Source organism: Chroococcidiopsis thermalis PCC 7203 (assembly GCF_000317125.1).
Lineage (GTDB): Bacteria > Cyanobacteriota > Cyanobacteriia > Cyanobacteriales > Chroococcidiopsidaceae > Chroococcidiopsis > Chroococcidiopsis thermalis.
The window spans coordinates 4,897,374-4,923,395 of sequence record NC_019695.1; the positions used below are offsets into that span (position 1 = coordinate 4,897,374).

General features: G+C 42.7%; 27 protein-coding genes and 1 tRNA gene. 12 read left to right on the forward strand and 16 right to left on the reverse strand.

Going from position 1 to position 26,022, the window contains the following annotated elements; all coding sequences use genetic code 11:
* The first annotated feature begins 44 nt into the window (after positions 1-44).
* Positions 45-815 carry a molybdenum cofactor guanylyltransferase gene (locus CHRO_RS21265; RefSeq protein WP_015156282.1) on the forward strand — a complete coding sequence of 257 codons (771 nt, stop codon included), beginning with the start codon at positions 45-47 and terminating at the stop codon, positions 813-815.
* On the opposite strand, the gene CHRO_RS29910 is transcribed toward CHRO_RS21265, so the two are convergent.
* From CHRO_RS29910 to CHRO_RS21290, 5 genes are all read right to left on the reverse strand, one after another.
* On the reverse strand, positions 766-4,050 hold the full coding sequence (locus tag CHRO_RS29910; protein ID WP_015156283.1) for an EAL domain-containing protein: 3,285 nt from the start codon (positions 4,048-4,050) through the stop codon (positions 766-768). The genes CHRO_RS21265 and CHRO_RS29910 overlap by 50 nt on opposite strands.
* Complete coding sequence (locus CHRO_RS21275) at positions 4,047-4,226, reverse strand: hypothetical protein (protein ID WP_015156284.1); 180 nt, start codon at positions 4,224-4,226, stop codon at positions 4,047-4,049. The genes CHRO_RS29910 and CHRO_RS21275 overlap by 4 nt, the downstream gene beginning before the upstream one ends.
* Before the next feature lie 632 nt (positions 4,227-4,858).
* Complete coding sequence (locus CHRO_RS21280; protein WP_041462579.1) at positions 4,859-5,782, reverse strand: fused MFS/spermidine synthase; 924 nt, start codon at positions 5,780-5,782, stop codon at positions 4,859-4,861.
* Positions 5,783-5,846: 64 nt separating this feature from the next.
* Positions 5,847-6,242 carry an adenosylmethionine decarboxylase gene (gene speD, locus CHRO_RS21285; RefSeq protein ID WP_015156286.1) on the reverse strand — a complete coding sequence of 132 codons (396 nt, stop codon included), beginning with the start codon at positions 6,240-6,242 and terminating at the stop codon, positions 5,847-5,849.
* A 119-nt stretch (positions 6,243-6,361) separates the two neighbouring features.
* A complete protein-coding gene (locus tag CHRO_RS21290; protein WP_015156287.1) occupies positions 6,362-8,008 on the reverse strand; it encodes a flavin monoamine oxidase family protein in 1,647 nt (548 codons plus the stop codon).
* Between the two features lie 21 nt (positions 8,009-8,029).
* Here CHRO_RS21290 and CHRO_RS32730 point away from each other — a divergent pair, with 21 nt between their 5' ends.
* Positions 8,030-8,167, forward strand: coding sequence for a hypothetical protein (locus CHRO_RS32730; RefSeq protein WP_158266012.1), 138 nt, complete (start codon positions 8,030-8,032; stop codon positions 8,165-8,167).
* Here the strand turns inward: CHRO_RS32730 and CHRO_RS21295 are convergent.
* Positions 8,164-8,481, reverse strand: coding sequence for a DMT family transporter (locus CHRO_RS21295; RefSeq protein ID WP_015156288.1), 318 nt, complete (start codon positions 8,479-8,481; stop codon positions 8,164-8,166). The genes CHRO_RS32730 and CHRO_RS21295 overlap by 4 nt on opposite strands.
* Before the next feature lie 1,141 nt (positions 8,482-9,622).
* On the opposite strand from CHRO_RS21295, the gene CHRO_RS21300 reads away from it, so the two are divergent.
* Both CHRO_RS21300 and CHRO_RS32735 read left to right on the forward strand, forming a co-directional pair.
* Positions 9,623-9,814, forward strand: a complete 192-nt coding sequence (locus tag CHRO_RS21300) for a CsbD family protein (RefSeq protein WP_015156289.1) — start codon at positions 9,623-9,625, stop codon at positions 9,812-9,814.
* 122 nt (positions 9,815-9,936) lie between these two features.
* The gene (locus tag CHRO_RS32735) at positions 9,937-10,092 is read left to right on the forward strand and encodes a hypothetical protein (protein WP_181245544.1); all 156 of its coding nucleotides are present in this window, start codon (positions 9,937-9,939) and stop codon (positions 10,090-10,092) included.
* On the opposite strand, the gene dusB is transcribed toward CHRO_RS32735, so the two are convergent.
* Both dusB and CHRO_RS32740 read right to left on the reverse strand, forming a co-directional pair.
* A complete protein-coding gene (dusB, locus tag CHRO_RS21305) occupies positions 10,089-11,117 on the reverse strand; it encodes a tRNA dihydrouridine synthase DusB (protein WP_015156290.1) in 1,029 nt (342 codons plus the stop codon). The two genes, CHRO_RS32735 and dusB, sit on opposite strands and share 4 nt — an antisense overlap.
* A gap of 204 nt (positions 11,118-11,321) precedes the next feature.
* Entirely contained in the window at positions 11,322-11,471 is a 150-nt protein-coding gene (locus CHRO_RS32740; protein ID WP_158631782.1) for a hypothetical protein, read from the reverse strand.
* Between the two features lie 108 nt (positions 11,472-11,579).
* Between CHRO_RS32740 and CHRO_RS21310 the strand changes: the two genes are divergently transcribed.
* Positions 11,580-12,971 carry a chlorophyll a/b binding light-harvesting protein gene (locus CHRO_RS21310; protein ID WP_015156291.1) on the forward strand — a complete coding sequence of 464 codons (1,392 nt, stop codon included), beginning with the start codon at positions 11,580-11,582 and terminating at the stop codon, positions 12,969-12,971.
* A 292-nt stretch (positions 12,972-13,263) separates the two neighbouring features.
* Here the strand turns inward: CHRO_RS21310 and CHRO_RS21315 are convergent, their stop codons facing one another.
* Both CHRO_RS21315 and apcD read right to left on the reverse strand, forming a co-directional pair.
* Positions 13,264-13,752 (reverse strand): allophycocyanin subunit beta, encoded by a 489-nt coding sequence (locus CHRO_RS21315; RefSeq protein WP_015156292.1) that lies wholly within the window; start codon positions 13,750-13,752, stop codon positions 13,264-13,266.
* A 116-nt stretch (positions 13,753-13,868) separates the two neighbouring features.
* Positions 13,869-14,345: an allophycocyanin subunit alpha-B gene (apcD, locus tag CHRO_RS21320; RefSeq protein WP_015156293.1), complete on the reverse strand. Its 477-nt coding sequence runs from the start codon at positions 14,343-14,345 to the stop codon at positions 13,869-13,871.
* Between the two features lie 593 nt (positions 14,346-14,938).
* Between apcD and CHRO_RS21325 the strand changes: the two genes are divergently transcribed.
* The 6 genes from CHRO_RS21325 to CHRO_RS21345 all read left to right on the forward strand — a co-directional run bounded on the left by CHRO_RS21325 (position 14,939) and on the right by CHRO_RS21345 (position 21,309).
* Positions 14,939-17,953: a type ISP restriction/modification enzyme gene (locus CHRO_RS21325; protein WP_015156294.1), complete on the forward strand. Its 3,015-nt coding sequence runs from the start codon at positions 14,939-14,941 to the stop codon at positions 17,951-17,953.
* A gap of 107 nt (positions 17,954-18,060) precedes the next feature.
* The gene (locus tag CHRO_RS21330; protein WP_015156295.1) at positions 18,061-18,285 is read left to right on the forward strand and encodes a type II toxin-antitoxin system HicB family antitoxin; all 225 of its coding nucleotides are present in this window, start codon (positions 18,061-18,063) and stop codon (positions 18,283-18,285) included.
* Positions 18,278-18,505: a type II toxin-antitoxin system HicA family toxin gene (locus CHRO_RS30785; protein ID WP_071925451.1), complete on the forward strand. Its 228-nt coding sequence runs from the start codon at positions 18,278-18,280 to the stop codon at positions 18,503-18,505. Before CHRO_RS21330 ends, CHRO_RS30785 begins: the two co-directional genes overlap by 8 nt.
* 35 nt (positions 18,506-18,540) lie before the next feature.
* Positions 18,541-18,614 (forward strand) — tRNA-Asp (locus CHRO_RS21335).
* Positions 18,615-18,685: 71 nt separating this feature from the next.
* Complete coding sequence (gltX, locus tag CHRO_RS21340; RefSeq protein WP_015156297.1) at positions 18,686-20,125, forward strand: glutamate--tRNA ligase; 1,440 nt, start codon at positions 18,686-18,688, stop codon at positions 20,123-20,125.
* A gap of 206 nt (positions 20,126-20,331) precedes the next feature.
* Positions 20,332-21,309, forward strand: a complete 978-nt coding sequence (locus tag CHRO_RS21345) for an aldo/keto reductase (protein WP_015156298.1) — start codon at positions 20,332-20,334, stop codon at positions 21,307-21,309.
* 224 nt (positions 21,310-21,533) lie between these two features.
* On the opposite strand, the gene CHRO_RS21350 is transcribed toward CHRO_RS21345, so the two are convergent.
* The 4 genes from CHRO_RS21350 to CHRO_RS21360 form a co-directional block, all read right to left on the reverse strand.
* The gene (locus tag CHRO_RS21350; RefSeq protein ID WP_015156299.1) at positions 21,534-22,028 is read right to left on the reverse strand and encodes a hypothetical protein; all 495 of its coding nucleotides are present in this window, start codon (positions 22,026-22,028) and stop codon (positions 21,534-21,536) included.
* 107 nt (positions 22,029-22,135) lie between these two features.
* Positions 22,136-23,440 carry a GTPase family protein gene (locus CHRO_RS21355; RefSeq protein WP_015156300.1) on the reverse strand — a complete coding sequence of 435 codons (1,305 nt, stop codon included), beginning with the start codon at positions 23,438-23,440 and terminating at the stop codon, positions 22,136-22,138.
* 398 nt (positions 23,441-23,838) lie between these two features.
* A complete protein-coding gene (locus tag CHRO_RS35100) occupies positions 23,839-23,967 on the reverse strand; it encodes a DUF6888 family protein (protein WP_371933981.1) in 129 nt (42 codons plus the stop codon).
* Positions 23,968-24,277: 310 nt separating this feature from the next.
* Positions 24,278-24,865 carry a protein-L-isoaspartate O-methyltransferase family protein gene (locus tag CHRO_RS21360; RefSeq protein WP_015156302.1) on the reverse strand — a complete coding sequence of 196 codons (588 nt, stop codon included), beginning with the start codon at positions 24,863-24,865 and terminating at the stop codon, positions 24,278-24,280.
* Between the two features lie 353 nt (positions 24,866-25,218).
* On the opposite strand from CHRO_RS21360, the gene CHRO_RS34900 reads away from it, so the two are divergent.
* Positions 25,219-25,341, forward strand: a complete 123-nt coding sequence (locus tag CHRO_RS34900; RefSeq protein ID WP_015156303.1) for a phage integrase N-terminal SAM-like domain-containing protein — start codon at positions 25,219-25,221, stop codon at positions 25,339-25,341.
* A 65-nt stretch (positions 25,342-25,406) separates the two neighbouring features.
* On the opposite strand, the gene CHRO_RS21365 is transcribed toward CHRO_RS34900, so the two are convergent.
* Positions 25,407-25,766: a type II toxin-antitoxin system PemK/MazF family toxin gene (locus tag CHRO_RS21365; RefSeq protein ID WP_015156304.1), complete on the reverse strand. Its 360-nt coding sequence runs from the start codon at positions 25,764-25,766 to the stop codon at positions 25,407-25,409.
* Entirely contained in the window at positions 25,766-25,987 is a 222-nt protein-coding gene (locus CHRO_RS21370) for a hypothetical protein (protein WP_015156305.1), read from the reverse strand. The genes CHRO_RS21365 and CHRO_RS21370 overlap by 1 nt, the downstream gene beginning before the upstream one ends.
* Positions 25,988-26,022: the final 35 nt, after the last annotated feature.

Below are 26,022 nucleotides of genomic sequence, written 5' to 3' on the forward strand. Positions count from 1 at the left end.
AAAGTTAAAAGTCAAAAGTTAAAAGTCAAAAGTTAAAAGGTAAATTGCCGACTCCCAATCTCCCACTCCCACTCCCGACTTCCCTTTCTAGCATCGTTCTAGCGGGGGGTAAAAGTTCGCGGATGGGACGGGATAAAGCTCTACTTTCAGTTGATGGCGTACCGTTGTTGCAAAAAGTGTGTGAGGTAGCAATTGGATTATGCGATCGCGTTTACGTCGTGACTCCTTGGCAAGAGCGCTATGAGCATTTACTTCCCGTTGGGTGTGAGTTTATTAGGGAGCAGGGCGCGGGGAGCAGGGAGCAGGGGGACAGGGGGACAAGGGGACAAGGGGGAACTCGGGGTCCCCGCGACCGAAGGGAGTGGGGATTAGGGGGCGAAGGGGGACAAGGGGGACAAGGAAGCAATTCTAGTCACCAGTCACTAGCCGCCAGCAACTCACCAATTACCAATAGCCCTTTAACAGGCTTTGCCCAAGGATTAATTCACGTACAAACGGAGTGGGTGCTGTTACTGGCGTGCGATTTGCCTTGCTTGCGGTTGGAAGTGTTGCAAGATTGGACGCGCGAACTGGTAGAAATGCCGAAGGAGGCGATCGCTCTGCTTCCGCGCCATCCTAAAGGCTGGGAGCCTTTGTGCGGTTTCTATCGTCGCAGTTGTTTGAACGTCCTTGAATCATATATCGAGCAAGGTGGGCGCTCTTTTCAGCGGTGGTTGGCGCAACATCCGGTTCAACCCCTATCCCATTTCGAGCCTTCGATATTATTTAACTGCAATACCCCAACTGACTATGCAGCCGTGTCACAGGGCGATTGAGCGTAAGCGCTTTCGGTTGAGAAATGCCATAACCTTGAGCGTAATCAACTCCTAATTGGCGCAGCTTGTCCAAAATAAACTCATCTTCTACAAATTCAGCGATGGTCTGAATACCCATAACGCTAGCAATTTTAGCGATCGCTGCTACCATTTCAGCGGCGATCGGATCGGAGACAATTTCCCGTACAAATACCCCATCGATCTTTAAATAATCTACAGGTAAATTTTTCAGATAGGCAAAGCTAGACATGCCGCTACCAAAGTCGTCTAGGGCAAAACTACAGCCTAGCGCTTTGAGTTGGCGCATCACGGCTGCGGCTTTCGCTAAATTCGTAATGGCTACAGTTTCCGTCACTTCAAAGCAAATTAACTGGGGACAAATCTCTGTGAGAGCAAATTGCTCTTGAACAAAAGAAATAAACTGTTCGTCATTTAGAGTTGCACCAGATAAATTAACTGCATAAACATGAGGCAGACGAGCCGTTGAGGACAGCATTAAGTGACGAAACAAAGTTTGAATCACCCAGCGATCGATCCGGTGCATCAGGTGGTAGCGTTCGGCAGCAGGAATAAATGCCATCGGCGAGACTAATTTTCCCGTCTCATCCTCCAGCCGCAGCAACACTTCACAGTGATGCGGCGAACCAACGCTGGTCGGAGCGATCGCGGCGATGGGTTGATAGAATAGCCGAAAGCGGTTGTCTTCCAATGCTTGAGGTAGGCGCGTCACCCATTGCATTTCTCCTTGTTGAATGGCAAGTTCGGTGTCGTCAAGTTGGTAGATGTGGACGCGGTTACGCCCTTTGTTTTTGGCAACATAGCAAGCAGCATCAGCAGCACTTAAGACGCTAGCAACACTAGGAGTGGTAATATTAATTTCTACTAGACCAATGCTGACACCAACGGTAAAGGTTTTGTCTTGCCAAACAAAGCGATAGTCGTTGATTTGCTGCCGCAGCACGTTAGCAATTTGAGTCGCTTGTTCTAAAGGACACGAATAGAGCAGGATGCCGAATTCATCTCCGCCTAAGCGGGCTAGAGTATCGGTTTTACGTAATTGAGTCGGTAGCAAGCTGCTAATATGACGCAGTAGCATATCTCCGGCTGCATGTCCGCAAGTATCGTTGATAATTTTGAATTGATCGAGATCGAGGTAACAGAGGACGTGCTGAATGCTACCATTTTGGGCGCTGTGGACGGCAGTTGCCAAGCGTTTCTCAAATTCTCGTCGGTTGTAGAGTTCGGTTAAGGGGTCGTGGCTGGCTTGCCATGCCAGTTGTCTCGCCATCGTGTTGGCTTGAGTGATGTCGCGAAACACTAAAATGCTACCGATCAGTTGGCGATCGCTAGCATAAATCGGTGCAGCTGAGTGATCGATCGCAAATTCTGTCCCATCCCGTCCGATTAACAAGGTGTTGTATGAGGATTTGACAATCCGACTTTCATCTAAAACTCGCTCTACGGGATTGTCTAATGTCTCCCGCGTAATTTCATTGACGATCTTGAAGACACAATCGAGGGGTAGTCCTCTAGCTTGTTCGCCATCCCAACGGGTGAGTTTTTCTGCTACGGGATTGAGCGATTGAACGTAACCCTCTGCATCTGTGGTAATGACGGCATCGCCAATTGAGTGTAATGTCACTTGTGCTAGTTCTTTTTCACGCGAAAGAGCGAGTTCGATCCGCTTGCGCTCGTTAATTTCTCGCGTTAGTTCTAAGTTGGCAGCTTCAGCAATTTTTGCCCTGACGAGGGCTTCTTCTGCTTGTTTGCGGGCAGTGATGTCGTGTTGTACGCCCCAAACTCGCACTAGATAGCCATTTTCGACAATACCGATGAGATTGTTGAGAAAGTAGTGGAGATTACCGTGGCGATCGAACTCGCACAATTCAGCATCTACCAGGCGATAGCCAGAACTGATGAAGGCGCGAAAAAACTCTATATTAGCGGGAATGGACTTGGGTAAAAATTCACCGATCCTCGCTCCTAGCATCTCACCTACACTGGCGTAACCGAACATGCGTGCCAAGACTTCGTTGCATTCTGCGAGATAGCCGTGTTGGTAAAAGTCATTGACTTGGATCTCTAGAGCAGCTTGAATTGCTACTGGTCGCTCTAATTCGCAACGCCAAATACCTTCGGAGCTTTGGGCGAGAAATACGCGATAGCGTTCTTCACTTTTCAGGAGTGCCGCTTGAGATTGGTTCAGTTGAGTTAGCATCCAATTAATCGTACTGGCTAGACAGGCTAATTCGTCGTTACCAGGTATTTCAACGCGGGAACGCAGGTCGCTACTAGCACCGATTCGGCTGACATCGCTGCTTAAACGCGCTATGCGTGACAGGACGAGTTTTTCTAATAGTAGTAAAGTCGTGACGCTAAAGACCAAACCAACCAACAACAACAACCACACGAGATAACGAACGCTGAGTTGTCCGCGTTGGTAGATCTGCCTTGGTAAATTTACGCGCAAGATTGCGGCTGGATTCCCTTCCATATTTCGCAGCATCGCGTAGCCAGCAATCGTACTTTCATCGAGCGATCGCACGAAGACTTGCTCGTTTTTAATTAAAGTTTGCTCTGCTCTTTGAAAGTCTAAGGGTATGGGCGGATGGTCTAATCGCTCTAAGGCAATATCAAAATGAGTCTTTGCTGCTAGCTGTTTGACATCCAAATAGCGTCCCATAACGAGAATGCCGCGACTTGGACCTTTGCCTTCACTGGTTAAAATTTGCCGCACGGCAATCAACATCAGTCCTTCAGGTAGCTGTAACAACCCCATTCGCTGGGGATCGTCATTATTTGAGCTTGAGAAAAATTCTGGTTGCTGGAAGTATTTTTGCAGGCTTTTCGGTACTGGTAAAGCCTGTTTTGTATAAGGCGTGATGAAGCCATTATAAACTATCCGTCGATCGCGGCGACGGATATACATAATTAGATCGAGATTCGATCTTACGAGCGAAGCATAGTTAAATGCGTTTTGAAAATATTCAAGATTGCCAGTTTCAATATCGGTATAAGTACCATCCCACTCTGCCTCATCGCCATTCATGATGTTTAATTTGTTCAGCTCATCATTGTATGCTTGCACGATGCGGCGGACATTTTGGTCGGCATCCTGTTCTTCCACTTGGGTAAACCCATCTAATAAAATTGTTTTGGAAGTGCTATACAGCGCTACAAATAGACTGAATAGCGTCATGCCAGTAATAATTAATGTCTTTTTACGCAGCGTCATAAGATGGCATAAGCAGCAATGGTTGACTGGGAATTGGCAAGCAGTTTAACGATCTCACCTCGATTCTGCATGACTGGTTGGCAGTGGTTTTGAATTTGCCGCTGATGAGATGACCGAGACTGTACAGCTAAATTGGTTGCTAATAACTGCAATAGCGATATTTTTCTAGTACTCATTTCTCTTCCTAGTAAATTGCAGCACAACCCTAGCCTCTAACACCAACTGAAAAAAATCATAAAAAAGTACATAGTTTTTAATTTTTGCTGTTGACTTGTAGATTTTAACTTCAGTAGCTACCGTATGCCTCCTCATTAAATTCGATTAGAAATAAGTCGTCAAGCTCGGTTCAATTAATGCTATTTCATCTATAGCCGATTGCACTACTAATAATTGCGATTTGTAAAGAAAATGTTTGATTATGCAGTCAAACTTGAGATTTTTTAAAATGAATCCTCGTTTGAATCGAAAATCAAAAAGCCTGAAGCAAAAAATAGTTGAGAATTGGTGCTGAGTAGCTGCTGTTGGAGTTTAATTGGAGTTTAAATAGTTATTATGCATCGGCGATCGCGCTAAATGCCATATAGAAAAGCTTAATTTTACCCTTCTTTGCATAAACAATTGCTTAAATTTTAGTTAGAAAAAATAATTACTGCAAATCCCTGCACAGATTGCCGATCGAGTATAAAAAATATCTAAGTTAGTCTTGAAAAACCAGAGTAGCGATCGTTACAAGTACTCCTGCATTTATGCATATTTTCATCTATGATTTTGATGAAATTCTTACTAACATAAAGTGTTAGCTAACGATTTATTTCTCCTCAAAAACTAGAGGTTTACCATCCTCAAGAATATGTCCTAGCTGTGCTAATTTAAGCCGTAAGTCTTTTGGTAAGCCAAACATACCTGTATGACTCACAGCATCGTATGCTTTAAGTTTATCTGCTAAATTGCGATCGCCTATCCTCTGCTCGATCTCACCATGACTCAAATTAGCAGGGTCAATATTATTAGTTGCAATAATAAATCCCCACGTACAAGCAAAAGAAGGAATAAATATAGAATAACTGCGGACAACGGGAAAGACACTATGAATAGTCCGCCGAATTGTAGCGTGTTCCGTCCATTTCAAAGGTGAAAGAGAAAACCCTTGAACTACCATTACCCCCGACTCTGAGAGTCGCTGCTGACAAAGGGAATAAAACTGTTTGGTATAAAGCGCGATCGCGGGTCCCTCTTCTAAAGCATCAGTAATATCGAGGATAATGACATCAAACTGAGCTTCTTGCTGCGCCAAATATGCGCGACCATCAGTATGTAACAATTCCAATCGCGGATCGCTAAAAGCACCTTGATGCCAAGAAGGGAGTTTTTGCTGGCAAAATTCCACCAATTCCCGATCTAAATCCACCATCACCAAAGATTTGACATTGGGATGCTTCAAAACTTCTCGCGGTGTTGCACCTTCCCCACCACCAATAATTAACACTCGTTGCGGATTGGGATGAGTCATCATTGCTGGCTGTACCAACGCCTCATGATACAGATACTCATCGACCTCAGCCGATTGAATCGTATCATCCAACACCAGCACGTCACCGTAAGCTGCTGTTTTGGCAAATTCCATCGCTTGAAACTGAGTCGATTTAGCCTCCATACCTCCGACTCGCCGCAACAGGCGAATTTCCTCTGAGGTTGTCTGATCGCTCAGCCAGCTACTAAATTCTAAGCTCATATTTGATGGATTCCTGATGTCTATTTTGGTAGTGGCGCACGGCTGCGTCACTACCATTTCTACCTCACTTTCTCAGCATTAAAGGCAACTGCGAGGCTTGAACGATCGCCGGATCGAATCTTTCGTGCAATTGCTTGGACACCCATTTCGGTCGCCAGAGTGTTTCTAATACTTCACCAAAGGGTACGACATCTAAATCGCCACAGGTAAATATGTCTAAGAAACAAGCTCGGTATTCTGGATATGTGTGAATGCTGGCGTGAGACTCGGAAAGCATTAACACAACCGAAACACCGCAAGGTTCAAATTTGTGCTTGAGATGCGCCACAATGGTAGCTCCTACTGCACTAACTGCTCTGACCATATCGCGTTCGATCTGTTCTAGATCGTCCATGTCAGCTTCACAACCAGAAAAATTCAGCAGCAAATGCCGACCGTAAAAATCGAATCGCTTTTCCATAGGGCTAATCTCTTTCTTTACAAAAAATTGTTCTTCCCGAAAACGGTAGTATCACCGCCTGTTAGAGTGTTTGTTGGTTTATGCAAAATTTAGCTAGCAAACTTTAGCTATGGAAATTTTCAGCATCGCAAGATGGTCAGCTTGAGATGTTGCAAAATGTCGCTAGCGGCTTTAATCCCAGATAGGGCTGCTCCTTCCATGTAGCCTTGCCATTCATAGAAAGAATTTGTGTGTTCCCCTGCAAAAAACAGGTTGTCAACTGGCTTGCCTTCGTTACCGCAGATCGTGGTAAATTGCCCTGGCTTGTAACAGGAGTAGCTACCTTGGGCGAGGGGGTTAGCAGTCCAGTTTTCTAGATGTACGAGTAAATCGCCAGCGAGATCGCGTGTTGCTTGGGCGATCGCCCCTGGATAAACTTTTTCCAAATCTTTCAAAAATAGGTGCGCTTCTGTTTGCACGCGATTGGGATCGAGCGTCGCTCCCCTTCTACCACTAGAAAAGTCTACTAATATGGCGCGATCGCCACTTGCTCCAGTAGGGTTTGTTTCCCAAGTGGTTTGATGGTGGGACAAATTAGAGTACGATGCACCGCTACTGCCACGATCTGCCCAAGGACGACCGTTAAAACCCAGCATCATTTTGGCGTGAGTTGCTTGATCGAGTTTATGAATTGCTTCTTGCTTCCAATCTGGTAGTTCTAAGTTTGCGTCTAGTTCGACTTGACGCAGTAATGCAAAAGGAATTGCTAACACTACGGCATCGTATGCGACATCAATCGTGCGATCGCCGTTGTCGAAAGTGACTTCTATGCGGTTTGTTGAATTCTTGCGTACCCTCACCAGTCTCATCCCCAACTCAATCTGTCCTTGGAGTTCTTGGCTTAATCCTCGGACGATTTGCTCGTTACCCTCAACGATGTGATAACGCTCGTCACTAAAAATTTGAAAGGGAGAAGCTTGTGATGTTTCAATGTCTCGTACCACCAACAAAAAATTCAGACAGCTTTGATCTTCCAACTCCAGCCCATATTCTGCCATATAGGCTGCATTCATCGCAGCCTTAATTGTATCTCCTACTTGGTGTTTTTCTAGATATTCCAATAAATTGATTTTGTCAAACCGTGCGTCCGCCGACGTAAAGCAATCTACAGTTGGCATGGCGGATATTTCTTGTAAATCTCGTGTTATTTCAGCTAGAAACGCTTGATACTCCTCTAAAATCGCCGATTCAGTGTAATGCTGTCCGTTGAAATAGCAAGCAAATTCTCCTGGCTGTTGAGACACGTCTTCCAGCGTGAGTTGAAATTGTCGCGCCCAGCGCAGGATAGTTTTGTTTTGGCTGTCGATCAGTTCTCCACCCCGTTCGATGACTTGGTGAGGAAATTTCGCGGCTCCAGGGAATGTTTTACCCAGCGAATAGCAACGTCCGCCGACGCGATCGCTCGCTTCGTAAATTGTGGCAGAGATGCCTTGCTGTTTTAGTTCGTAGCCACAAGCTAAACCTGCTAATCCCGCGCCTACAATCCCAATTTTGACATCTCGCTCCCCCTGAGGCGAGACGTAAGAGCGCTCTAGCTGCATCGCTACGTTACCCAAAGCCGTTCCCGTTAGTTGGGTTTCTCTTTCCCGTACCGTGGATTGAGCAGCGCTGGCTTGCATCTGAGCTATCTGTTCGATGCCCTGACTGATGGAGAGATGATTTTTTTTGGCGTAAATTCCGATTTTTATAGCACGTTTAAGGTCTTGAAACAACAATGAACGACCCATAGATCTCTTTTAAAAGTTTGATTGAAGTTGTTTAGGTACGATCGCGCTTTGACTGGTGGCTGTAGTGGCGATCGGGAAAACACGTTTAATTTTACTGCCCTGTCAAAATTTTTTATGGTACTTAATTTAGATGAAGCGATCGCTGAAGCATCTGCTTAGCATTCTCCTGCACTCAAAAGAATAATTCCGGCAACAATCAAAGATACACCAAATAGGTTGCCATGAGAATAGCTTTCGCGAAAAAGCAAAGCTCCAACTAAAAATGCCAAAATAAATTCTAACCCAACCACGAAAAGATAGGTGACTCCTAAACTAGAGTCGTTCATGGCTATGGCTTCAATACTAGCCCCGGCAATTAAAAAGAAATAAACTAGCAAACTAGGCACGAGTTCAGATAGTCCCTTGGAAAGTTTCATATACATGCCACCCAAGGTATAAGCAAATGCGGCAACTAACACCATCATTAAATACATAAACTCGCTCCTTTAAAATTGAAATTTTACAACCAGACTTTTTTTGTTGTTTTATAGCCTAGTGAATTCAGCTATATTTATTATTTCTGCTATCAAATAAATTGACTGTTTTACATAAAATCTTCGCACTCTTATATCGCGTCAATACTCAACAACTGTCAAAAAACTTTCAGGTTTTTTTTAAGTTTTTCAAAATCCTTAAAAAATATATATTAGATTCATTATTGGAACCACAGTATTTTTACGGGCAATAGTTAAAAACAAGCTGAACTTTAAGAAAAATTTGCGAGTCGATTCAGTGAAAATGCCGATTTAACGAAATACGGAACTTCCACGGACTGCAAAAACGATTGTTCGACTAGAAATCAGCTACTAATTACGGAAAAGTCGGATGCTAAATCCGATTATCTTCATAGAGATTTAATCCTGAACCCCTTTAGTAGCGGTAGCTTCAGCAGAACGGTTTTTGAGATAGTTTTACAAGAAGAGAGTTATCTATTCCTAGTTGCTGACAGTCATAAATTTATAATTTCTTTATGTTTGCGAGGGTTGAAATCGAGTAGTGATTAACTTCGATCGGCAAGTTATTAGTTGTTCTTATTAGAGTTAAAAAATAATTTTATCGATTAGTACAGTTAATTACCTAAAATTTGCTGTACGGCTTATAACGAGAGGTGATATTGTTGCTGTCTCTAGCTATACATTAGACCTCCTGCATGAATCAAAAAATCATGGATGTCATTCTGTTGGCGAAGCCTTCCCGAAGGGTACGCAACGCAGTGTAGTGAAGAATCTCCCAGATGTTTCGCTGCGCGTGTGGATGACAATTCAAGTATTCACGCAGGAGGTCTATTTAGCATCGATTAACAATGCTGGTACAGCCTGGTAATAGTAATTACATAGTTGAAAAAGGCGATTTTAAAGCTGTAAGTCTTCAGTGTTCTGCTTTTTGTTTTCTTGCACTGACACTCAAATCTTTCTAAAGACTCACAGATATCGGTCTTAAGATAGGCGATCGCCACCTCGAAAATCTGACTGACGAGCGATGTTAGATCTCTCGTTCATCCTACAAGCTATACGTATAAATACTTTACATCCTGCTTATAGCAGACATTACCAGTAGTTTTAGTAGGAGATTGATATGAGCATCGAAAAAAGAGTTGAAGCAGTTGCTAAGAACGTTGAAGGCAAAGTTCAAGAAGCGATGAGCGAGCTGACAGGCGATCCCAAAGATAAGTTGGAAGGACAAGCAAAACAAGAGGATGCAGCCACAATGCACGCTCAAGAAGATGTTAAAGATAAAGCTAAAGATTTCATCGACAAAACTTTTTAAGCGTCAAACTCTCAAGAGTTAGGCGCGATCCCTTGCCAATTTGGATCGCGCCTAACTCTTGCCTTGTTTTATTGGGAGTCGGTAGGGGCGAGTTTCTAAACCTGCCCGTATAGGAGTTGGGAGTGGAGGGACAAGGGAGACAAGGGAGAAGGGGGAGACAAGGGAGAGTCGCCCAGATGAGGGAGAAAGAAATTTACAATCCCTCTCCATACCCTACACCTACACCCAACACCCAACACCCCATACCCCACTTACCACTAGCCACCAGTCACTGTTAACTGACAACTGATAACTGACGATCGAGTTGTTCGATCGCGCGATCGAGTAGTTCTAACCCCTCACTCACAGATTCAATAACGCTGAGTTGTCCCCGTAATTCAGCTGCACCGTTAAAACCTTTAGCATACCAGGTCATGTGTTTGCGGGCTTGACGCACACCGCGATCGCCCTTGTATTCCCACAGTGCTTGAAGATGTTCTCTAGCACATTGCAAGAGTTCGACTGGTGTAGGAGACGGTAATTCTCGCCCTGTCTTGAGAAAGTAATCTACTTCTCCAACTAAAAACGGATAGCCTAGCGTCCCTCGCGAGCACATCACCCCATCTGCACCTGTCTGTTCCAAACACTTCACTGCTGCTGCTACAGAAAAAATATCGCCATTGCCAATTACAGGAATCGACAGCACTTCCTTTACCCGTGCAATCCATTCCCACTTTGCCGCACCGTTGTAGCCTTGGGCGCGGGTACGCCCGTGAACGGTAATCATTTGCGCCCCCGCATCTTCCATCCGCTTGGCAAAGTCTAGGATGGTTATTTCTTTATCCGTCCAACCAATGCGAGTTTTTACCGTCACTGGTACATCGACGGCTTGCACTACAGAACGGACAATCGCTTCCGCAACTTCTGGTTGTCGCAACAGTGAAGAACCACCACCATTTTTGGTAATTTTATTGACTGGGCAACCCATATTAATATCAACTGTATCTGCCCCCTCTTCAACAGCTTTGATGGCTGCTTCTGCCAAAAAGTCAGGGCGACAGTCAAATAATTGAATGCTAATCGGTTTTTCCTGCGGTTCTACCTCCATAATTTTAGGCAGCTCTTTGACATAGTGCAGCCCTGTAGCATTCACCATTTCGGTGTACATCATTGACTCTGGAGCATAGCGGCGCACTAAACGGCGAAACACTAAGTCAGTTACACCCGATAGCGGTGATTGTAAGACTCGACTATTAACTTCAAACGAGCCGATTTTAAGAGGTGTTGAGAGTCTAGCTTGCAAGCTAGGAGATAGAGCAACCATAGGAACGAAAGGAGTTAGAGTTTCTACTTTAACGATAAAGAGCGTTCGTTTCGCGCGATCTAGTCTTCATTTTGCGCGATCGCTAATAAATCTTAGCAAAAGCAAATTAAAGGATATATATAAATATTACGAAATAATTCTCGTGATTGCGAATAGTTTGCAAGTTCCGAAATAATGAAAGATGAAAATAATTAAAATTTCCATTCACTGCGATCGCATCTGCTTGAAACTGTTGTTGCATGACTTGGCAGGCTCATCGTAACAGTTTTCTCCATTGAAGCGATCGAAATTGGTAAAGAGGGAATCCCCATCTTTGCAGCGCTGTTTCACGTCCGAATTTGGCTTGGAAGTCAAGATCGTTCTTTCCTTTTTGAGCGCTTAATTTGAAGTTTTGTAACAGAAGCTTTTTCACAAGCTATCTCGACTTTCAGTAGACCGATTTGAAAGTGAGGACAATAAATAATGATCGAAACTGCAAGCGATCGCAAAGCCCAATATCCTTGGTGGGCTGGTAATGCGCGCCTAACTAATTTATCAGGCACATTTTTGACTGCTCACATTGCCCATGCTGCGATCGTATCCTTTAGTATTGGTGCGCTGATACTGTTAGAAATTAATCGATATTCTCCCGACCGTCCGATGTCAGAACAAGGGTTATTTCTCTTATCTCGACTGGCTACACAAGGGTGGAGTCAGATTTCTGACGGTCAAGTGACTGACACTTATCCCTTTTTTGCTTTTGGAGTTGTACTGCTTGTTTCCGCCGCAGTTTTTACAGCAGGCACTTTATTTCACCGCAGCCAAGTTCCGGCAAGCTTAGAAGAGTCCAAAAATCCTCTAGCGCGGCAATATCATTTTAGTTGGGACGACCCCAAAAAATTGAGTTTTATTTTAGGAAATCACTTGATTTTCTTAGGAATAGGGGCTTTGTTGTTAGTAGCAAAAGCCATGTTTTTTGGCGGACTTTACGATGCTAATATCGGACAAGTGCGCGTCGTTACTGAACCCACTTTAAGTCCTGGAATAATTATAGACCGCATCGGTCATCTTTTTGATGTCAACAATCTCGAAGATGTTGTTGGCGGTCACATTTATGTTGGTGCGCTGTTAATTGTGGCAGGAATATGGCACATGATTAGCGAACCGTGGGATTGGGTCAAACGACGTTTTCTCTTCTCTGGTAACGCCATTCTTTCTTACTCTCTATTTAGTCTTGCTTTGACAGGATTTGCTGGCTCTTACTTTTGCGGATTTAATACCCTCGCCTACCCAGTTGAGTTTTATGGTGCGCCCTTAAGCCTCAAGTCGTCCTTATTACCGCACTACTTTGACCCAAACCAATTAGAACCTACAACTCGCGTTTGGTTGGCAAATACCTACTTTTACCTATCGTTCTTCACTCTTCAAGGTTCCCTTTGGCATTTTGGATTGGCATCTGGCTACTTTGAACCCGTTCTACAATCTTGGAAAGCAGCTTTCTCGGAAATTAGAACTGCAAATGTAGCGTATCAGCGATCTTTCAGCCATCAGCCTCAACCCAATTGGAATACATTCTATGAATCTCCTCAAGTTGAGCTTCAGCCAGCTTTTGCTTACCAAGAATCTGCTCAAAAATCTTTGAACTATCTTTACGAACCCTCTTCAAATTCAGTTGCATCCACAAGGACAAAATTACAGCCCAATCATCGACAAGTGCTTTACCAATTCAACTATCCCAATGACGAAGAAAAGACTTTTTACGAAAGCTCTAGTCGTGAGGGAAAATCGAAATTAGAATACCCCTCCCCCATGCCTCAGAATCTTTACGAGACTACTTACCAAAAACAAAAATCTAGCAAGTTGTATGGGGGTTAACAGTTATCAGTGTAGAGACGTTACATGTAACGTCTGTACAAAGTTATCAGTTATCGATGGCTGGTGACTGGTGGCAAGATACAGGATCTAAAAGCCCCCCTTGTTAAGGGGGGTTGGGGGGATCTAAAAGCCCCCCTTGTTAAGGGGGGTTGGGGGGATCTAAAAGCCCCCCTTGTTAGGGGGGTTGGGGGGATCTAAAAGCCCCCCTTGTTAAGGGGGTTGGGGGTAACTAAAAGCCCCCCTTGTTAAGGGGGGTTGGGGGGATCTAAACGACCTGGTAACTAGCTACCAGTCACTGACTTAAACCACTACAAATGTGGTCTAAATGCGTCCCAACTTCTTGCCCAGCTTCCGCACCAACTAAACGAGTCGTGACTTCCTTTAATGCTTGAATTGCTTGCACGGTGGGTTGAATCGGAACACCCAGAGTACTGAAAGTTTCCTTCAACCCAAAAAGAACCCGCTCTTCAATAATGGAAGGATCGTCAGCTAACATAGCGTAGGTAGCATAACGCAAGAATAGGGTTAAATCGCGAATGCAGGCTGCATAGCGACGAGTGGGATACATATTACCCCCAGGACAGGTGATATCTCCATATAGGAGCGAATTTGCTACCGCTTGGCTAACAATACTAGAGGCATTTTCACTGATAGTAGCAGCTGCTTTGACGCGCAACTCTCCTGTTTGGAAATATTTTCTCAACTTTTCCAACTCAGGTGTATCGAGATATTTACCTTGTCGATCCGCAGGATTGATAACAGAAGTAATCGTGTCTTGCATAATTTTTTCTCCAACTGATTGCTTCGTTTTTAATTGCAGAATTTATGTGCTGAAAGTTTGATGTTTTGAGTTGTCTAAACCTTAACAAGGGCAAACTCCAATTACCTCACCAAAACTTAATACATGGCTCGGATTAAATAATCGAAATAAGGTTTGACAAGATCGGCTTCTTCGCGACTCATTAAACCTGTAGCAACCTCTTTTAAAGAGCGCATACAACTGCCAATGTTACTGACAGGAACACCCAGGGATACATACATTTCCCGCATTCCATTTATGCCGATATCATCTAAGGGTTTCATGTTTCCAGCTAATACGGCATATGTAATAAGTCGGAGATACCAGGCTTGATCTCTTTGACATAAGGCAGTTTTTTTCGGATCGCCGCTGTTGCTAGGAGTATTTGGTATCACCTTCCAAAATCTTTGGCTACCCTCTTGGACAATTTTTTGCTCGTTTTTCGATAGGATTTGCGCTACTTTAAGCCGTGTCTCTCCAGTTTTAAAAAAATCTTGTAGTTTATCTAATTCCGTGCGGCTAAGAAAGCGATCTGCTTCATCAGACTGAGCTATAACTTGGGCAACAAGGCTCATTATTTTATCCTCCGGTGAGATAGGACGAAACTAGTTTCCTCTAAAACAATTGTTGACTTTATTGTTGCAAAAGTCATTAGCATTTTTCACAACTTAATAAACAATTTTATAACTTAACAAATAGGATATTTCTTGCTTGAATATAGATTAATTTCTATAGTAAAAATTCTAAACTTGGATTTCAATATTGATTGACTTAACTCTCATATAACAATAGAGTTTGGGTTATGAAACCCTGACAAGTTCTATTGCTAAGTCATTAGTAAAAATGAGCGATCGCAATCCTACGATCTTATATCGATACAGTACGAGTTGTAGAGAGCGATCGCCAGAATATTACAGCAACATAGTGCATCAACGTATAGGGTGTATAGCTATGCATCCTGAATTTTTGCGTAGTTAAAATTACTGAGTTGAAGTCAATTCAAACTTTTGTCTAATGCCATCAAATTTTCAAGCGCATTATTACTGAGATATTGAACTATCACATCAATATTTATTGTCTACCTCTATAACAAAAATCGGCAAACCTTCTGAAGCTTACCTCATCTTCATCAGGCTAGCTTGGACATGAAAAATTCATAAATTGAATTATGTCTAGGCTACTAATTAGTCAATATCATGCTGAAGTAGATAAAGTAATTCAATACGGTGGTTCGCGCAAAGAAACTTCTATTCGGGTGGCTTTTCAAAACTTACTGAACGAATATTGCAAACCGAGAGAATTTTACCTCATTCCCGAATTAGACTACAAAACTAGAAATGGCAAACTTGTCTATCCTGACGGTACAGTAAAAGACGCTTTGCGCTTAGACTGGGGGTATTGGGAAAGTAAAGATCAATTTGATAATCTAGACGAAGAAATCGATAAAAAGCTGAAGAAAGGCTATCCTGACAGCAACATTCTATTTGAAGATTCCCAGACAGCAGTTTTAATTCAGAGTAGCAATGAAATCTTGCGCGTTCCTATGCGCGATGGAGATGCGTTAGATAAAGTTATTTCCACCTTTATTAATTACGTTCGTCCCGAAGTCAAAGATTTTCGGACTGCAATTGGAGCTTTTAAACAAGATTTACCAAAAATTCTAGATGCGCTACGAGATACAATTGAGCGGCAAAATGAAAGTAATGCAGCATTTAGAGAGTGTAGAAACAACTTTTGGGAGATTTGCAAAAAATCAATCAATCCTGAAGTCACGTTGTTAGATGTGCGGGAAATGATGATTCAGCATATTTTGACTGAAGATATTTTTATTAATATATTTAATGAATCGCAGTTTCATAGAGAAAATAATATTGCACGGGAATTACAGCGAGTTATCGATACCTTCTTTACAGGTGGTACGAAGAAAAACTTGCTCGGTACAATTGAGCGTTATTATGGAGTGATTAGAAGAACTGCGGCGAATATTTACAACCATCATGAGAAGCAGAAGTTTTTAAAAGCCGTTTACGAGAATTTTTACAAAGCATATAATCCGAAGGCGGCTGACAGGTTAGGAATTGTCTACACGCCGAATGAAATCGTTCGGTTCATGATTGAAAGTGTAGATTATTTAACCCATAAACATTTTGGTAAGATTTTAGCTGATAAAGATGTTGAAATTCTCGATCCGGCTACTGGTACGGGTACTTTCATTACTGAGTTAATTGAGTATTTACCTAAAAATAAGCTTGAGTATAAATATAAGAATGAAATTCACTGCAATGAGTTGGCGATTCTGCCGTATTACATTGCAAATTTGAATATCGAGTTCACCTATAAACAAAAAATGGGTGAATATCAGGAGTTCGATAATATCTGTTTTGTCGATACGCTTGAACATACCAGTTTTCATGAGAAGCAACTAGATATGTTTGCGCTATCTGTGGAAAATACTGCGAGGATTAAGCGCCAGAATGACAAAACCATTTCCGTAATTATTGGTAATCCTCCATATAATGCTAAACAAGGGAATTTTAATGAGAATAATGCTAATCGCACGTACACAGCGATAGACAAAAGAATTAAAGATACATATATTAGAGAGAGCAAAGCTCAGAACAGGATCGTTGTATATGATATGTATACTCGATTTTTACGTTGGGCATCGGATCGTTTAGGTAAGAATGGCGTTGTATCATTTATTACAAATTCGTCTTTTATCAATGGTAGAACTTTTGATGGATTTAGAAAAATAGTTGCTGATGAGTTTAGCGAAATTTATCTCATTGATTTAGGTGGAGATGTAAGAAAGAATCCCAAACTCTCAGGTACTACACATAATGTTTTTGGAATTCAAACAGGTGTTGCTATATGCTTTATGGTGAAAAAAAATTTAGAGACGCGCTTTAGCGCGTCTCTAAATTCCTGTAAAATCTTTTATAATCGCCGTTCAGAATTTGATACAGCCGAAGCTAAGTTACATTTTTTATCTACAAATAAATTTATTCAACTTGATTTTGAACATATTACACCAGACAAAAAACATAACTGGATTAACCAGGTTGATAATGATTTTGATAACTTAATACCTTTAGTTGATAAAGATGTAAAAACTGGAAAAGCTCAACAAGCAGTGTTTCAAGTCTTTTCATCAGGTATAAAAACTCAGCGTGATGAATGGGTATATGACTTTTCATCTCAAAGGTTAACTGAAAAGATGAGCTATTTTATAGAGGTATACAAAAATAAACTTGCTGGCTTCAACGAGGATAGATTAGATATTAAGTGGGATAGAGAACTTACGAAATATTTAGAGCGACATATAAGTAAGAGCTTTGATACTCAAAGTATAAAGCAAAGCATATATAGACCGTTTGTTAAAATGAGTCTTTACTTTGATAAGCATTTTAATGGAATGACTTATCAATGGCTCGATCTTTTTAATAAAAATGATCCCGATAATAAATATATAGCTGTTTCAGCAATCGGAAATACCAAATCATTTCACTGCTTAGCTAGCAATACAATAATTGATTTACATCTAACAGGTGATTCTCAATGTATTCCTCTCTACCGCTACGACAAAGAAGGAAACCGCATCGACAACATTACCAACTGGGGATTAGAACAATTCCAAATCCATTACAACGATGCTGCAATTACCAAACTCGATATTTTTCACTATACCTACGCCATCTTACACAATCCCGAATATCGAAAAAAATACGAACTCAACCTAAAACGAGAATTTCCGCGCTTACCCTTCTATGAAGACTTTCATAAATGGGTGAACTGGGGTAAACAGTTGATGGATTTACATATCAATTATGAAACCGTCGAATCTTATCCTCTAAAACAAATTGATATACCCTGCGGAGATAATACACGTACACCTAAACCAAAGTTGAAAGTAGACAAAACTGAAGGAAGCATCATTTTAGACGAAAACACAACTTTAGAAGGCGTACCTAAAATTGCTTGGGAATATCTTTTAGGCAACCGTTCCGCCATAGAATGGATATTAGATCAATATAAAGAAAAGAAACCTAAAGATCCAACGATCGCCGAAAAATTCAATACCTATCGCTTTGCAGATTATAAAGCCCAAGTCATCGATTTACTGTCAAGAGTCTGTACGGTAAGCGTAGAGACAATGAAGATTGTTCAGCAGATGAATAGTTAATGTAAACATAGTACAATTACAAAATATAGGCGAATAGAATTCGCGGAAATACACAGGCAAAGTTCGCCTTTGCGGACTGAAGACAAATTTAATTAAGAAATGTAGTTATGCATTACAAAGTTAGTATCGTAATTGAAAAAGATGAGCATGGCTACTATGCTTATTCTCCTGGTTTAGAGGGTTGCCAAACTCAAGGTGATTCATTGGAAGAAGTAAAAGCAAATATTCAAGAAGCAGTTGAACTCTACCTAGAAACACTCTCAGACGAGGAAAAACGGGATGTTTTCAATAAAGAGATATCGACAATGACATTAGAGGTACAAGTTGCCTAGGTTACCGCGATTGACTGCCCAAGAAGCAGAAAAATTATTGTTTGATGCTGGATTCATCTTGCTTAGGACAAGGGGAAGTCACAGAATTTATTTTAAAGAAGATACCAGGGTTGTAATTCCTTTCCATGCTGGCAGGGTATTACATCCTAAGATCGTGAAACAAGTACTTGAAGCGATCGCTCCCTCTGAAAAAAATTCACTACAGTGCTTGACAAGCTAGAATAGACATGGCATGATGATAAATCGTCCGACTAAGGGACTGTAGTTCAATTGGTTAGAGCACCGCCCTGTCACGGCGGAAGTTGCGGGTTCGAGCCCCGTCAGTCCCGTTAAAATGTATTGATGTAGAGACGTTCAATGTAACGCCTCTACATTGGTTTAACCTAAATCACCTGGATCTATGATTCGCGTTCGTATTGCTCCCAGTCCTACTGGTAACTTACACATCGGTACAGCAAGAACCGCAGTATTTAATTGGCTGTTTGCCCGCCATCATGGGGGACAGTTTATTTTACGGGTTGAGGACACGGATACGGAGCGATCGCGCCCTGAATATACTCAAAATATTCTCGACGGTTTAAACTGGCTCGGTATGCACTGGGATGAAGGTCCCATATTTCAATCAGATCGCCTAGATATCTACAAGCAACGAGTACAAGACCTACTCGATAAAGGCTTAGCATATCGCTGTTATACCACCGAGGCAGAATTGGAAGAAATGCGGGCAGCGCAAAAAGCCAGAAACGAAGCACCCCGCTACGATAACCGCCACCGAAATTTAACTCCAGAACAAGAAGCAGCTTTTACGGCTGAAGGTCGTCGTCCTGTGATTCGGTTTAAGATTGACGACGATCGCGAAATTGTCTGGAACGATTTGGTACGGGGAGAGATGCGCTGGCGAGGAACTGACTTGGGCGGCGATATGGTTATTGCACGTCGCTCGGAGGATGGTAACATCGGTCAGCCCTTATATAACTTTGCCGTTGTCGTGGATGACATGGATATGAACATTACCCATGTGATTCGTGGTGAAGACCACATCGCCAATACAGCCAAGCAAATTCTACTTTACGAAGCTTTTAACGCAAGCGTGCCAGAATTTGCCCATACGCCCTTAATTTTGAATATGACAGGGCAGAAACTTTCTAAGCGAGATGGGGTGACATCCATTTCTGACTTTAAGAAAATGGGTTTTGTCGCAGAGGCGATCGTCAATTACATGACATTATTAGGATGGTCGCCACCGGATTCTACCCAAGAAATATTTACCTTAGAAGAAGCTGCAAAGCTCTTTAGTTTCGATCGCGTGAATAAAGCTGGGGCAAAATTTGACTGGGCAAAACTAGATTGGATTAACAGTCAATACCTGCACAGTATGCCCGTAGATAAGTTAACCGATCTGCTGATACCCTATTGGCAAGAGGCAAGATACGAATTCGATCCGGTAGGCGATCGCGCTTGGTTGGAAAAAATTACAGCCTTAGTTGGTGCGAGTTTGACGCGGCTACCGGATGCTGTGGATATGTGTCGGTTATTCTTTGTCAAATCTGTAGAATTCAGCGCCGAAGCAACCGAACAACTCAAGCAAGCGGGGGCTGATAATGTGGTTCAAGGAATTATCACTGCTCTGGATGGCAGGGCTGAATTAAGCGCAGACAGCACCCAGGAGATTATTAAACAGGTGATGAAGGAGCAAAACGTCAAAAAAGGCTTGGTGATGCGATCGCTCCGTGCTGCCCTCACTGGTGACTTACACGGTCCCGATCTCGTTGAATCGTGGCTGATTTTGCATCAGAAAGATTTAGATAAACAACGGTTGCAAGAGGCGATCGCGAAGTAAGAAGATCCCCCCTAGCCCCCCTTAAAAAGGGGGGAACAAACATTTCAAAGCCTCCCTTGAAAAAGGAAGAACAAGCATTTCAAAGTCCTCCTTTTTATGAAGAGAATCAGCATTTCAAAGTCCTCCTTTTTATGAAGAGAATCAGCATTTCAAAGTCCCCCTTTTTAAGGGGGATTTAGGGGGATCTAAAACGAGGGTAGAAAAGTATGCAAACTCGTCAACTTTACCTTCCAGAAATGGGCTGCGGTACGTGGGCATGGGGTAATCGCTTGCTCTGGGGCTACGATGAAAGCATGGACGACCAGTTACAAGCAGTATTCGATCTCTGTGTCAGCAATGGCGTGACTTTATTCGATACAGGTGATTCTTATGGTACTGGGCGCTTAAACGGACGCAGCGAAATGCTGTTGGGGCGATTTGCGAGAGAATATCAGGGGACTGGGAAAGAAAATATTTGTATTGCCACTAAACTAGCTGCTTATCCCTGGAGATTGACCCGTCAATCGATGGTTAAGGCTGGTAAAGCTTCTGCTGAACGTTTGGGTAGAAATGTCGATTTGGTGCAAATGCATTGGTCTACAGCTAATTATGCCCCTTGGCAGGAGTGGGCGCTGTTGGATGGTCTTGCCGATTTGTACGAACAAGGTTTAGTCAGGGGAGTTGGTTTATCAAATTATGGTTCCCAACGGCTGAAACAAGTCTATAAAAAGTTGCGCGATCGCGGCGTTGCGATCGCAACACTACAAGTTCAGTATTCGTTGCTATCTACCTATCCCGTTACCGAATTAGGTATTAAAGATGTATGCGATGAATTGGGGATCAAATTAATTGCCTATAGTCCTTTAGCGTTGGGAATCTTGACTGGAAAGTATACTGAGAAAAGTTCATTTCCCAAAGGAATTCGCGGTTTATTATTTCGGCAGCTATTACCAGGAGTGCGTCCGTTGTTAGGATGCTTGCAAGAGATCGCAAGTTCGAGAAATAAAACTATGTCTCAAGTTGCAATTAATTGGTGTATGTGTAAAGGCACTATTCCCATTCCTGGAGCGAAAACAGTAGCGCAGGCAAAGGAGAATTTGGGGGCTTTGGGTTGGCGATTGGATGCTAGTGAAGTTATCGCACTCGATCGCGCTGCGGCAAGTACGGATAAGAAAATGGTACAAAATATTTTTCAAACTCAGTGAAGATCCAGTTTTATGTCACGCATCAGCCGTAGGCGAAGCGTAGCGTTAGACGCAAAGACGCAAAGAAGCTCGCTAAGTGGATATTTTTCGTAAAAACCTATCTTTATCTGCGTTGCAATTCATATTACAGTAGATTTTTTAAGTTAAAAATAAAACTTAATAGGAGTTTTGCAACAATGTAAAACCTGCTCAAACTCCAATTGATAGAGAGTAAATTAGTTTGCTTATCTCCTACTCGTTTCCGATTGGATTCCTTCTACCAGCTTCACCATCATAGTCGTCAAGCTATCGTATTTCGGTTGCTCTGCAACTGAAGATTTATGGCGACAAAAGATAGGCGCAACTCTTTGCTTAACTTGAGAACCAACAGTAAAACAAATATCTCCATCTTCGTATTCAAATAGAGGAAAAGCACCGTTCCCCCACTCTTTCGCCAGGGATACAGCTCTCCCTAAAGAGATAAATTTGTCGATTTTAGCGTATTCGCTGCGATCGCTTCGATTTGGATATGGTAAGTTGCCTAAAAAGCCGCCATCACTCCATTGATATAATTCGTAAACTTCTGTGGGTAAGTCAAAGGGTAAATCTTTCAGCTTTTGCTTAATTTCTGCGTAACTCAGACCGTCTTCCAATATTGGATAAGCAACACGACCATCGGGAGATTTCGGTGGCACGTAATTTGCGATAAATTCTAGGGCTTCATTTAAAGTAGATACCATCCTCTTCTGCCTCAAAGACTACTGCATTGCATAATACTATCTATGCTGCACCGAACCGGTACATCAAACATCCGCTCTACTGAAGAATTAGCAATATTTTTGGTTTCTTAACGTTTAATTCCTTTAAATCGTTCTTGTGCTGATTGAAACGCCGATCGCATCACGGCTTGAATTTGCTGCGGATCGGGCTTTTTACCTCCCATCAAGTCACCAAAGTAGACACAAGCCCCCTCTCCTAGCGCCCATGTATATGCAGCAGCCCAGGAAGCAGCGATGACGCTACCAAAGCCAGGAATGAATTTAATCAATTCTCGCCCGATTGCCTGTGCCAAGAAACCCCCTGCGATCGCGCTGACTACGCCCCCTGCTTGCGACGGGGTTAATGTCTGTCCGTATAATTTCCCTAAGAGGCTAACCATCGACACCTGTACGGCTGTGAGTACGGGCATGGTAGCAAAGGGTAAAGGTACGGCTGCTAGAGTAGCGGCGGCGATCGCAAAGGCAAGCATGTAGCGCCGTCCCACGTCCCGATAGAGGTTGCCAAGTTGCTGACCTGTTTTTTCATCCAATAACTGATAGATTGCCCTGGCTTCGGCTTCTGGGAGCAAATCGGCTAACGTATCTCTCAAGGCTTCTAAACCATAAAACACTGGGTTATAGTCATCTTCTTCTAAGGTAAAGTCGATAAGAACCGCGCGATCGTATAAGCCGCTAAAGTTCTGTTGAATGGCACTAAAGGCGCGAGTCACGACATCAAATTGAGGTGGATAGTCTGGGTGATCCGCTGTCCCTGTAGGATAAACTTCATGCAAGCAACTGACAGCTAGCAAGCAGGGTATATCTGGATATTTCTGGCGCAACGTTTGTGCAATTTGTTTTAAGCTATCGGTAGCAAAATCGTTAATTTTTACCGTGAGAATCAAGACTCTAGCGCAATGGCTAGCTTGTTGCAGATCGCCAATCAGTTCTTGGGCGATCGCTTGCGTCTCTCGATTTACATCTCCCAATCCCACTGTATCGGTAAAAATGAGTAGCGGCAGATCGTTAGTCGGATAGGCATAGCGTTGGGTATGTTGCGTATGAGGGCGAAATCCTTGTCCGACAATTTCGGCTGAAACTCCGGTTAAGCCGCGCACGATCGAACTTTTTCCCGCCTGGGGTTTGCCAATGAGTAAAGCTTCTGTCGTGGGTAGTTCGGCGCGTACCGTTGCTAAAATCTCCGCTACTCGTTCATCGCTGACGCTGAACCAGTTGACTATCGTTTGTGCTGCTCGATCTACAGGCAGAAGTTGCATTATCTTTGCTGTTGTTTGGTTCCAGACAGCATGAATCCCGTCACTCTGAGACTCTTTAACTGTCTCATGTGTGATTCGGTCGGACGAGGGCAATTCGCGATCGCGTTGCTCGGTCATTGACATCAAAACAGGCAATAGGTTCCAATAACATCCTATCGAGCCATGAGGTGCGATCGCACTACCTAAATATTTATCTTCGATCGCTACAGTCAGCGACGCAACTTGTATTGCATGGCGCGATCGCTTGTTTTTGTGAGGAGAGGCGATCGCACTATATTACTGTTCTACTCAGCCTGTTTCAATTTCTCTATTAAAATAGCCGTGACTTCAGCTTCAGGATCGGGCAGGTCAAAGGGATAAGGCTGAAGATTTGCAGGGTTACGACGGCTCATTAAAACTTCCAAAGCAGCTCGAAATGCTTCATCTTCATTGTACAGAAATATATTGCTTTAGTTCAGCATTTGTCGTTTGGTATAAGTCTGGCATCATGGTACAAAATTCCAGTTTCCATCCTCTTATATTATCAGCGTAATTTCATCAGTCCTTCCAGCCTGGATGTAAAGCGTTTTTAACTTTCGATCGTAACGAAAAACTTGAATTGGCTGGTAGAAATTAGAAAGCACCTGACAAAGGAATACTGTCATTTCTAACTATTTCTGCGTTGACAAGTTACCACTCCTGAAGATACATTAAGTGTAGCGCATCAGAAGTTAGTGAAGTCGCTCAACTGTATTTTTCTTATTCATAATAAGTGCGATCGCATTCTGTTTTAAAACTGGGGGTGCGATCGTATTTCATAGATAATCTTTCGTCATTTTCTCATCGATAATTCAGTGATTTAACGGCTCGCTTCACCCGCTGCTACTAACCTCCCGAACACGACGAACAAACTCTATACGGTCGGTGTGCAACGGGATTGTTATACGGATTTACTAAACAATGCTGGTAGTAATTCTATTCGTCGTCAAGCCATGGGTACCAAGGAGCATCAGTCATTGGAATGAAACCCCCTGATATCTTCTCGATTTCCTCTAGGTCGCCTTTCTCATTTTTTCTAAAAGAAGCAACCCATGAACTATCTTCTTTTCGGAGTGGGCAGACTAATATGCCATTGTTTGCTAATTGCTCCACTAGAGGAAAAGGCACTTCGTTTTCCGCCGAAGCCCAAGCAATGATCCGATCGTATGGAGCCTTATCTAGTTGACCGTCTCTTCCGTCTCCAACGACTACACGCACATTTGTGTACCCATCCTGCTGAAGGAGCAGATTAGCCCGTTCAACCATGATGCCATCAATATCAACAGAGACAATGGCTCCACGTTCTCCAACAATGTCAGCTAGAATGGCTGTACTGTAACCAGAACCAGTACCAATCTCAAGAATAAAATTGCCTGAATAGGGGTGAAGCATTCGGAGCATCTGCTCAATGATTTCTGGAGCAGATATTTGGCGAACTGGCAAACCATTCTTGTAACATGTGTAATAATCCTTATTGACATTTAATAAACTGCTGGTGATTAAGTCAGCTTCAGATTTGAACATACAGCTACTAAATCTCCTATTGAAGCCTTTATCCCTATGTAACGCACTTTCTTAAGCACGGGATACTATATTCTGCAAATTGCTCCGTATAACTATTTATCATACGGAAAGTTTCCATATAATCTTTTTCTAGATCGAGATATATCAAGCATTACAGCTACTTTTTGTCTGAATATATGGACAATTTCTTTTTTACATCCCTATTCGAGGATTATACCGAATTCTTCCGTATAACTACCCTTCACGAGAGGATTATCTGGAATTTTTCCGTATATCCCTTGGTGTGACACAGAATTTTTCTGTATAACATCCCGATCGCGAGTCTTAAACGGAATTTTTCTGTATAACATCCTATGGAACAGCGTCCGAAAAAGCTGCTCGAACAAGTACAAGACGCGATCCGTCTTAAGCACTATTCTTACCAAACAAAAAAAACTTATATTTACTGGATTAGACTGAATCAAAATATTGGGTAAAGCGATCGCATATTCTAAATTTCTTTAATTTTGAGGAGAGGCGACCGTAACAACAAAACTCACGGTTATGACTCTGACGAGAGATTTGAATTGTCTAATTCTGCAAGAGCTATATTTACACAAGCTCGAACGCCTTGCCAGTCGCGCTGTGATAAATGCCTGATACAAACTAAGTTAGCAGAGGAAGGCAACGTCACAATGAAACTCCGAAAAATAGATGCAACCCGTAAACCTGCTACTTGCCAATCCTGAAGTACATAATCGGTTACACCTATCCCAGTCGTTTGTGTTGTAATCAGCCCAATTATTATATCAGGACGATTTGCATGATACGTTGCTGAAGACAAAACGACAGCAGGGCGACGTTTAACACCTGTGACACCAGGAAAATCAACAGTGACAACATCACCTGGATCGAATGTCACTAGGCTAACTCCTCGCTTTCAGGATAGCTCGTTTCAGCATACTGCATGGAAAAAGCCACTAAATCAAGTCGATCTTGCTCTGTCCATGTATCGCTTTGGTCAACAAGCTCGGCATCGTGTTGTACGAGATCGTTTAAAATCAGTGTTGCCAAGCGTAACCGCTCTGCTGGTGACAAAGTGCGAATAACTTGAGTATAAATTTCTTGGATGGTGGTTGACATATTAAATCTTCAATACCCCTCATCCTAATCTAAAC

Bases quoted from the DNA above. Each gene is read 5' to 3' on its own strand.
- CHRO_RS21315 (WP_015156292.1), bottom strand. From the start codon at position 13,752: ATGCAAGACACGATTACTTCTGTTATCAATCCTGCGGATCGACAAGGT.
- CHRO_RS29910 (WP_015156283.1), bottom strand. From the start codon at position 4,050: ATGACGCTGCGTAAAAAGACATTAATTATTACTGGCATGACGCTATTC.
- gltX (WP_015156297.1), top strand. From the start codon at position 18,686: ATGATTCGCGTTCGTATTGCTCCCAGTCCTACTGGTAACTTACACATC.
- CHRO_RS21275 (WP_015156284.1), bottom strand. From the start codon at position 4,226: ATGAGTACTAGAAAAATATCGCTATTGCAGTTATTAGCAACCAATTTA.
- CHRO_RS21370 (WP_015156305.1), bottom strand. From the start codon at position 25,987: ATGTCAACCACCATCCAAGAAATTTATACTCAAGTTATTCGCACTTTG.
- CHRO_RS21350 (WP_015156299.1), bottom strand. From the start codon at position 22,028: ATGGTATCTACTTTAAATGAAGCCCTAGAATTTATCGCAAATTACGTG.
- CHRO_RS21345 (WP_015156298.1), top strand. From the start codon at position 20,332: ATGCAAACTCGTCAACTTTACCTTCCAGAAATGGGCTGCGGTACGTGG.
- apcD (WP_015156293.1), bottom strand. From the start codon at position 14,345: ATGAGCCTTGTTGCCCAAGTTATAGCTCAGTCTGATGAAGCAGATCGC.
- CHRO_RS21325 (WP_015156294.1), top strand. From the start codon at position 14,939: ATGTCTAGGCTACTAATTAGTCAATATCATGCTGAAGTAGATAAAGTA.
- CHRO_RS21355 (WP_015156300.1), bottom strand. From the start codon at position 23,440: ATGACCGAGCAACGCGATCGCGAATTGCCCTCGTCCGACCGAATCACA.
- CHRO_RS21295 (WP_015156288.1), bottom strand. From the start codon at position 8,481: ATGTATTTAATGATGGTGTTAGTTGCCGCATTTGCTTATACCTTGGGT.
- CHRO_RS21290 (WP_015156287.1), bottom strand. From the start codon at position 8,008: ATGGGTCGTTCATTGTTGTTTCAAGACCTTAAACGTGCTATAAAAATC.
- CHRO_RS21330 (WP_015156295.1), top strand. From the start codon at position 18,061: ATGCATTACAAAGTTAGTATCGTAATTGAAAAAGATGAGCATGGCTAC.
- CHRO_RS21300 (WP_015156289.1), top strand. From the start codon at position 9,623: ATGAGCATCGAAAAAAGAGTTGAAGCAGTTGCTAAGAACGTTGAAGGC.
- CHRO_RS34900 (WP_015156303.1), top strand. From the start codon at position 25,219: ATGGAACAGCGTCCGAAAAAGCTGCTCGAACAAGTACAAGACGCGATC.
- CHRO_RS21360 (WP_015156302.1), bottom strand. From the start codon at position 24,865: ATGTTCAAATCTGAAGCTGACTTAATCACCAGCAGTTTATTAAATGTC.
- CHRO_RS35100 (WP_371933981.1), bottom strand. From the start codon at position 23,967: ATGACAGTATTCCTTTGTCAGGTGCTTTCTAATTTCTACCAGCCAATT.
- speD (WP_015156286.1), bottom strand. From the start codon at position 6,242: ATGGAAAAGCGATTCGATTTTTACGGTCGGCATTTGCTGCTGAATTTT.
- CHRO_RS21310 (WP_015156291.1), top strand. From the start codon at position 11,580: ATGATCGAAACTGCAAGCGATCGCAAAGCCCAATATCCTTGGTGGGCT.
- CHRO_RS21280 (WP_041462579.1), bottom strand. From the start codon at position 5,782: ATGAGCTTAGAATTTAGTAGCTGGCTGAGCGATCAGACAACCTCAGAG.
- dusB (WP_015156290.1), bottom strand. From the start codon at position 11,117: ATGGTTGCTCTATCTCCTAGCTTGCAAGCTAGACTCTCAACACCTCTT.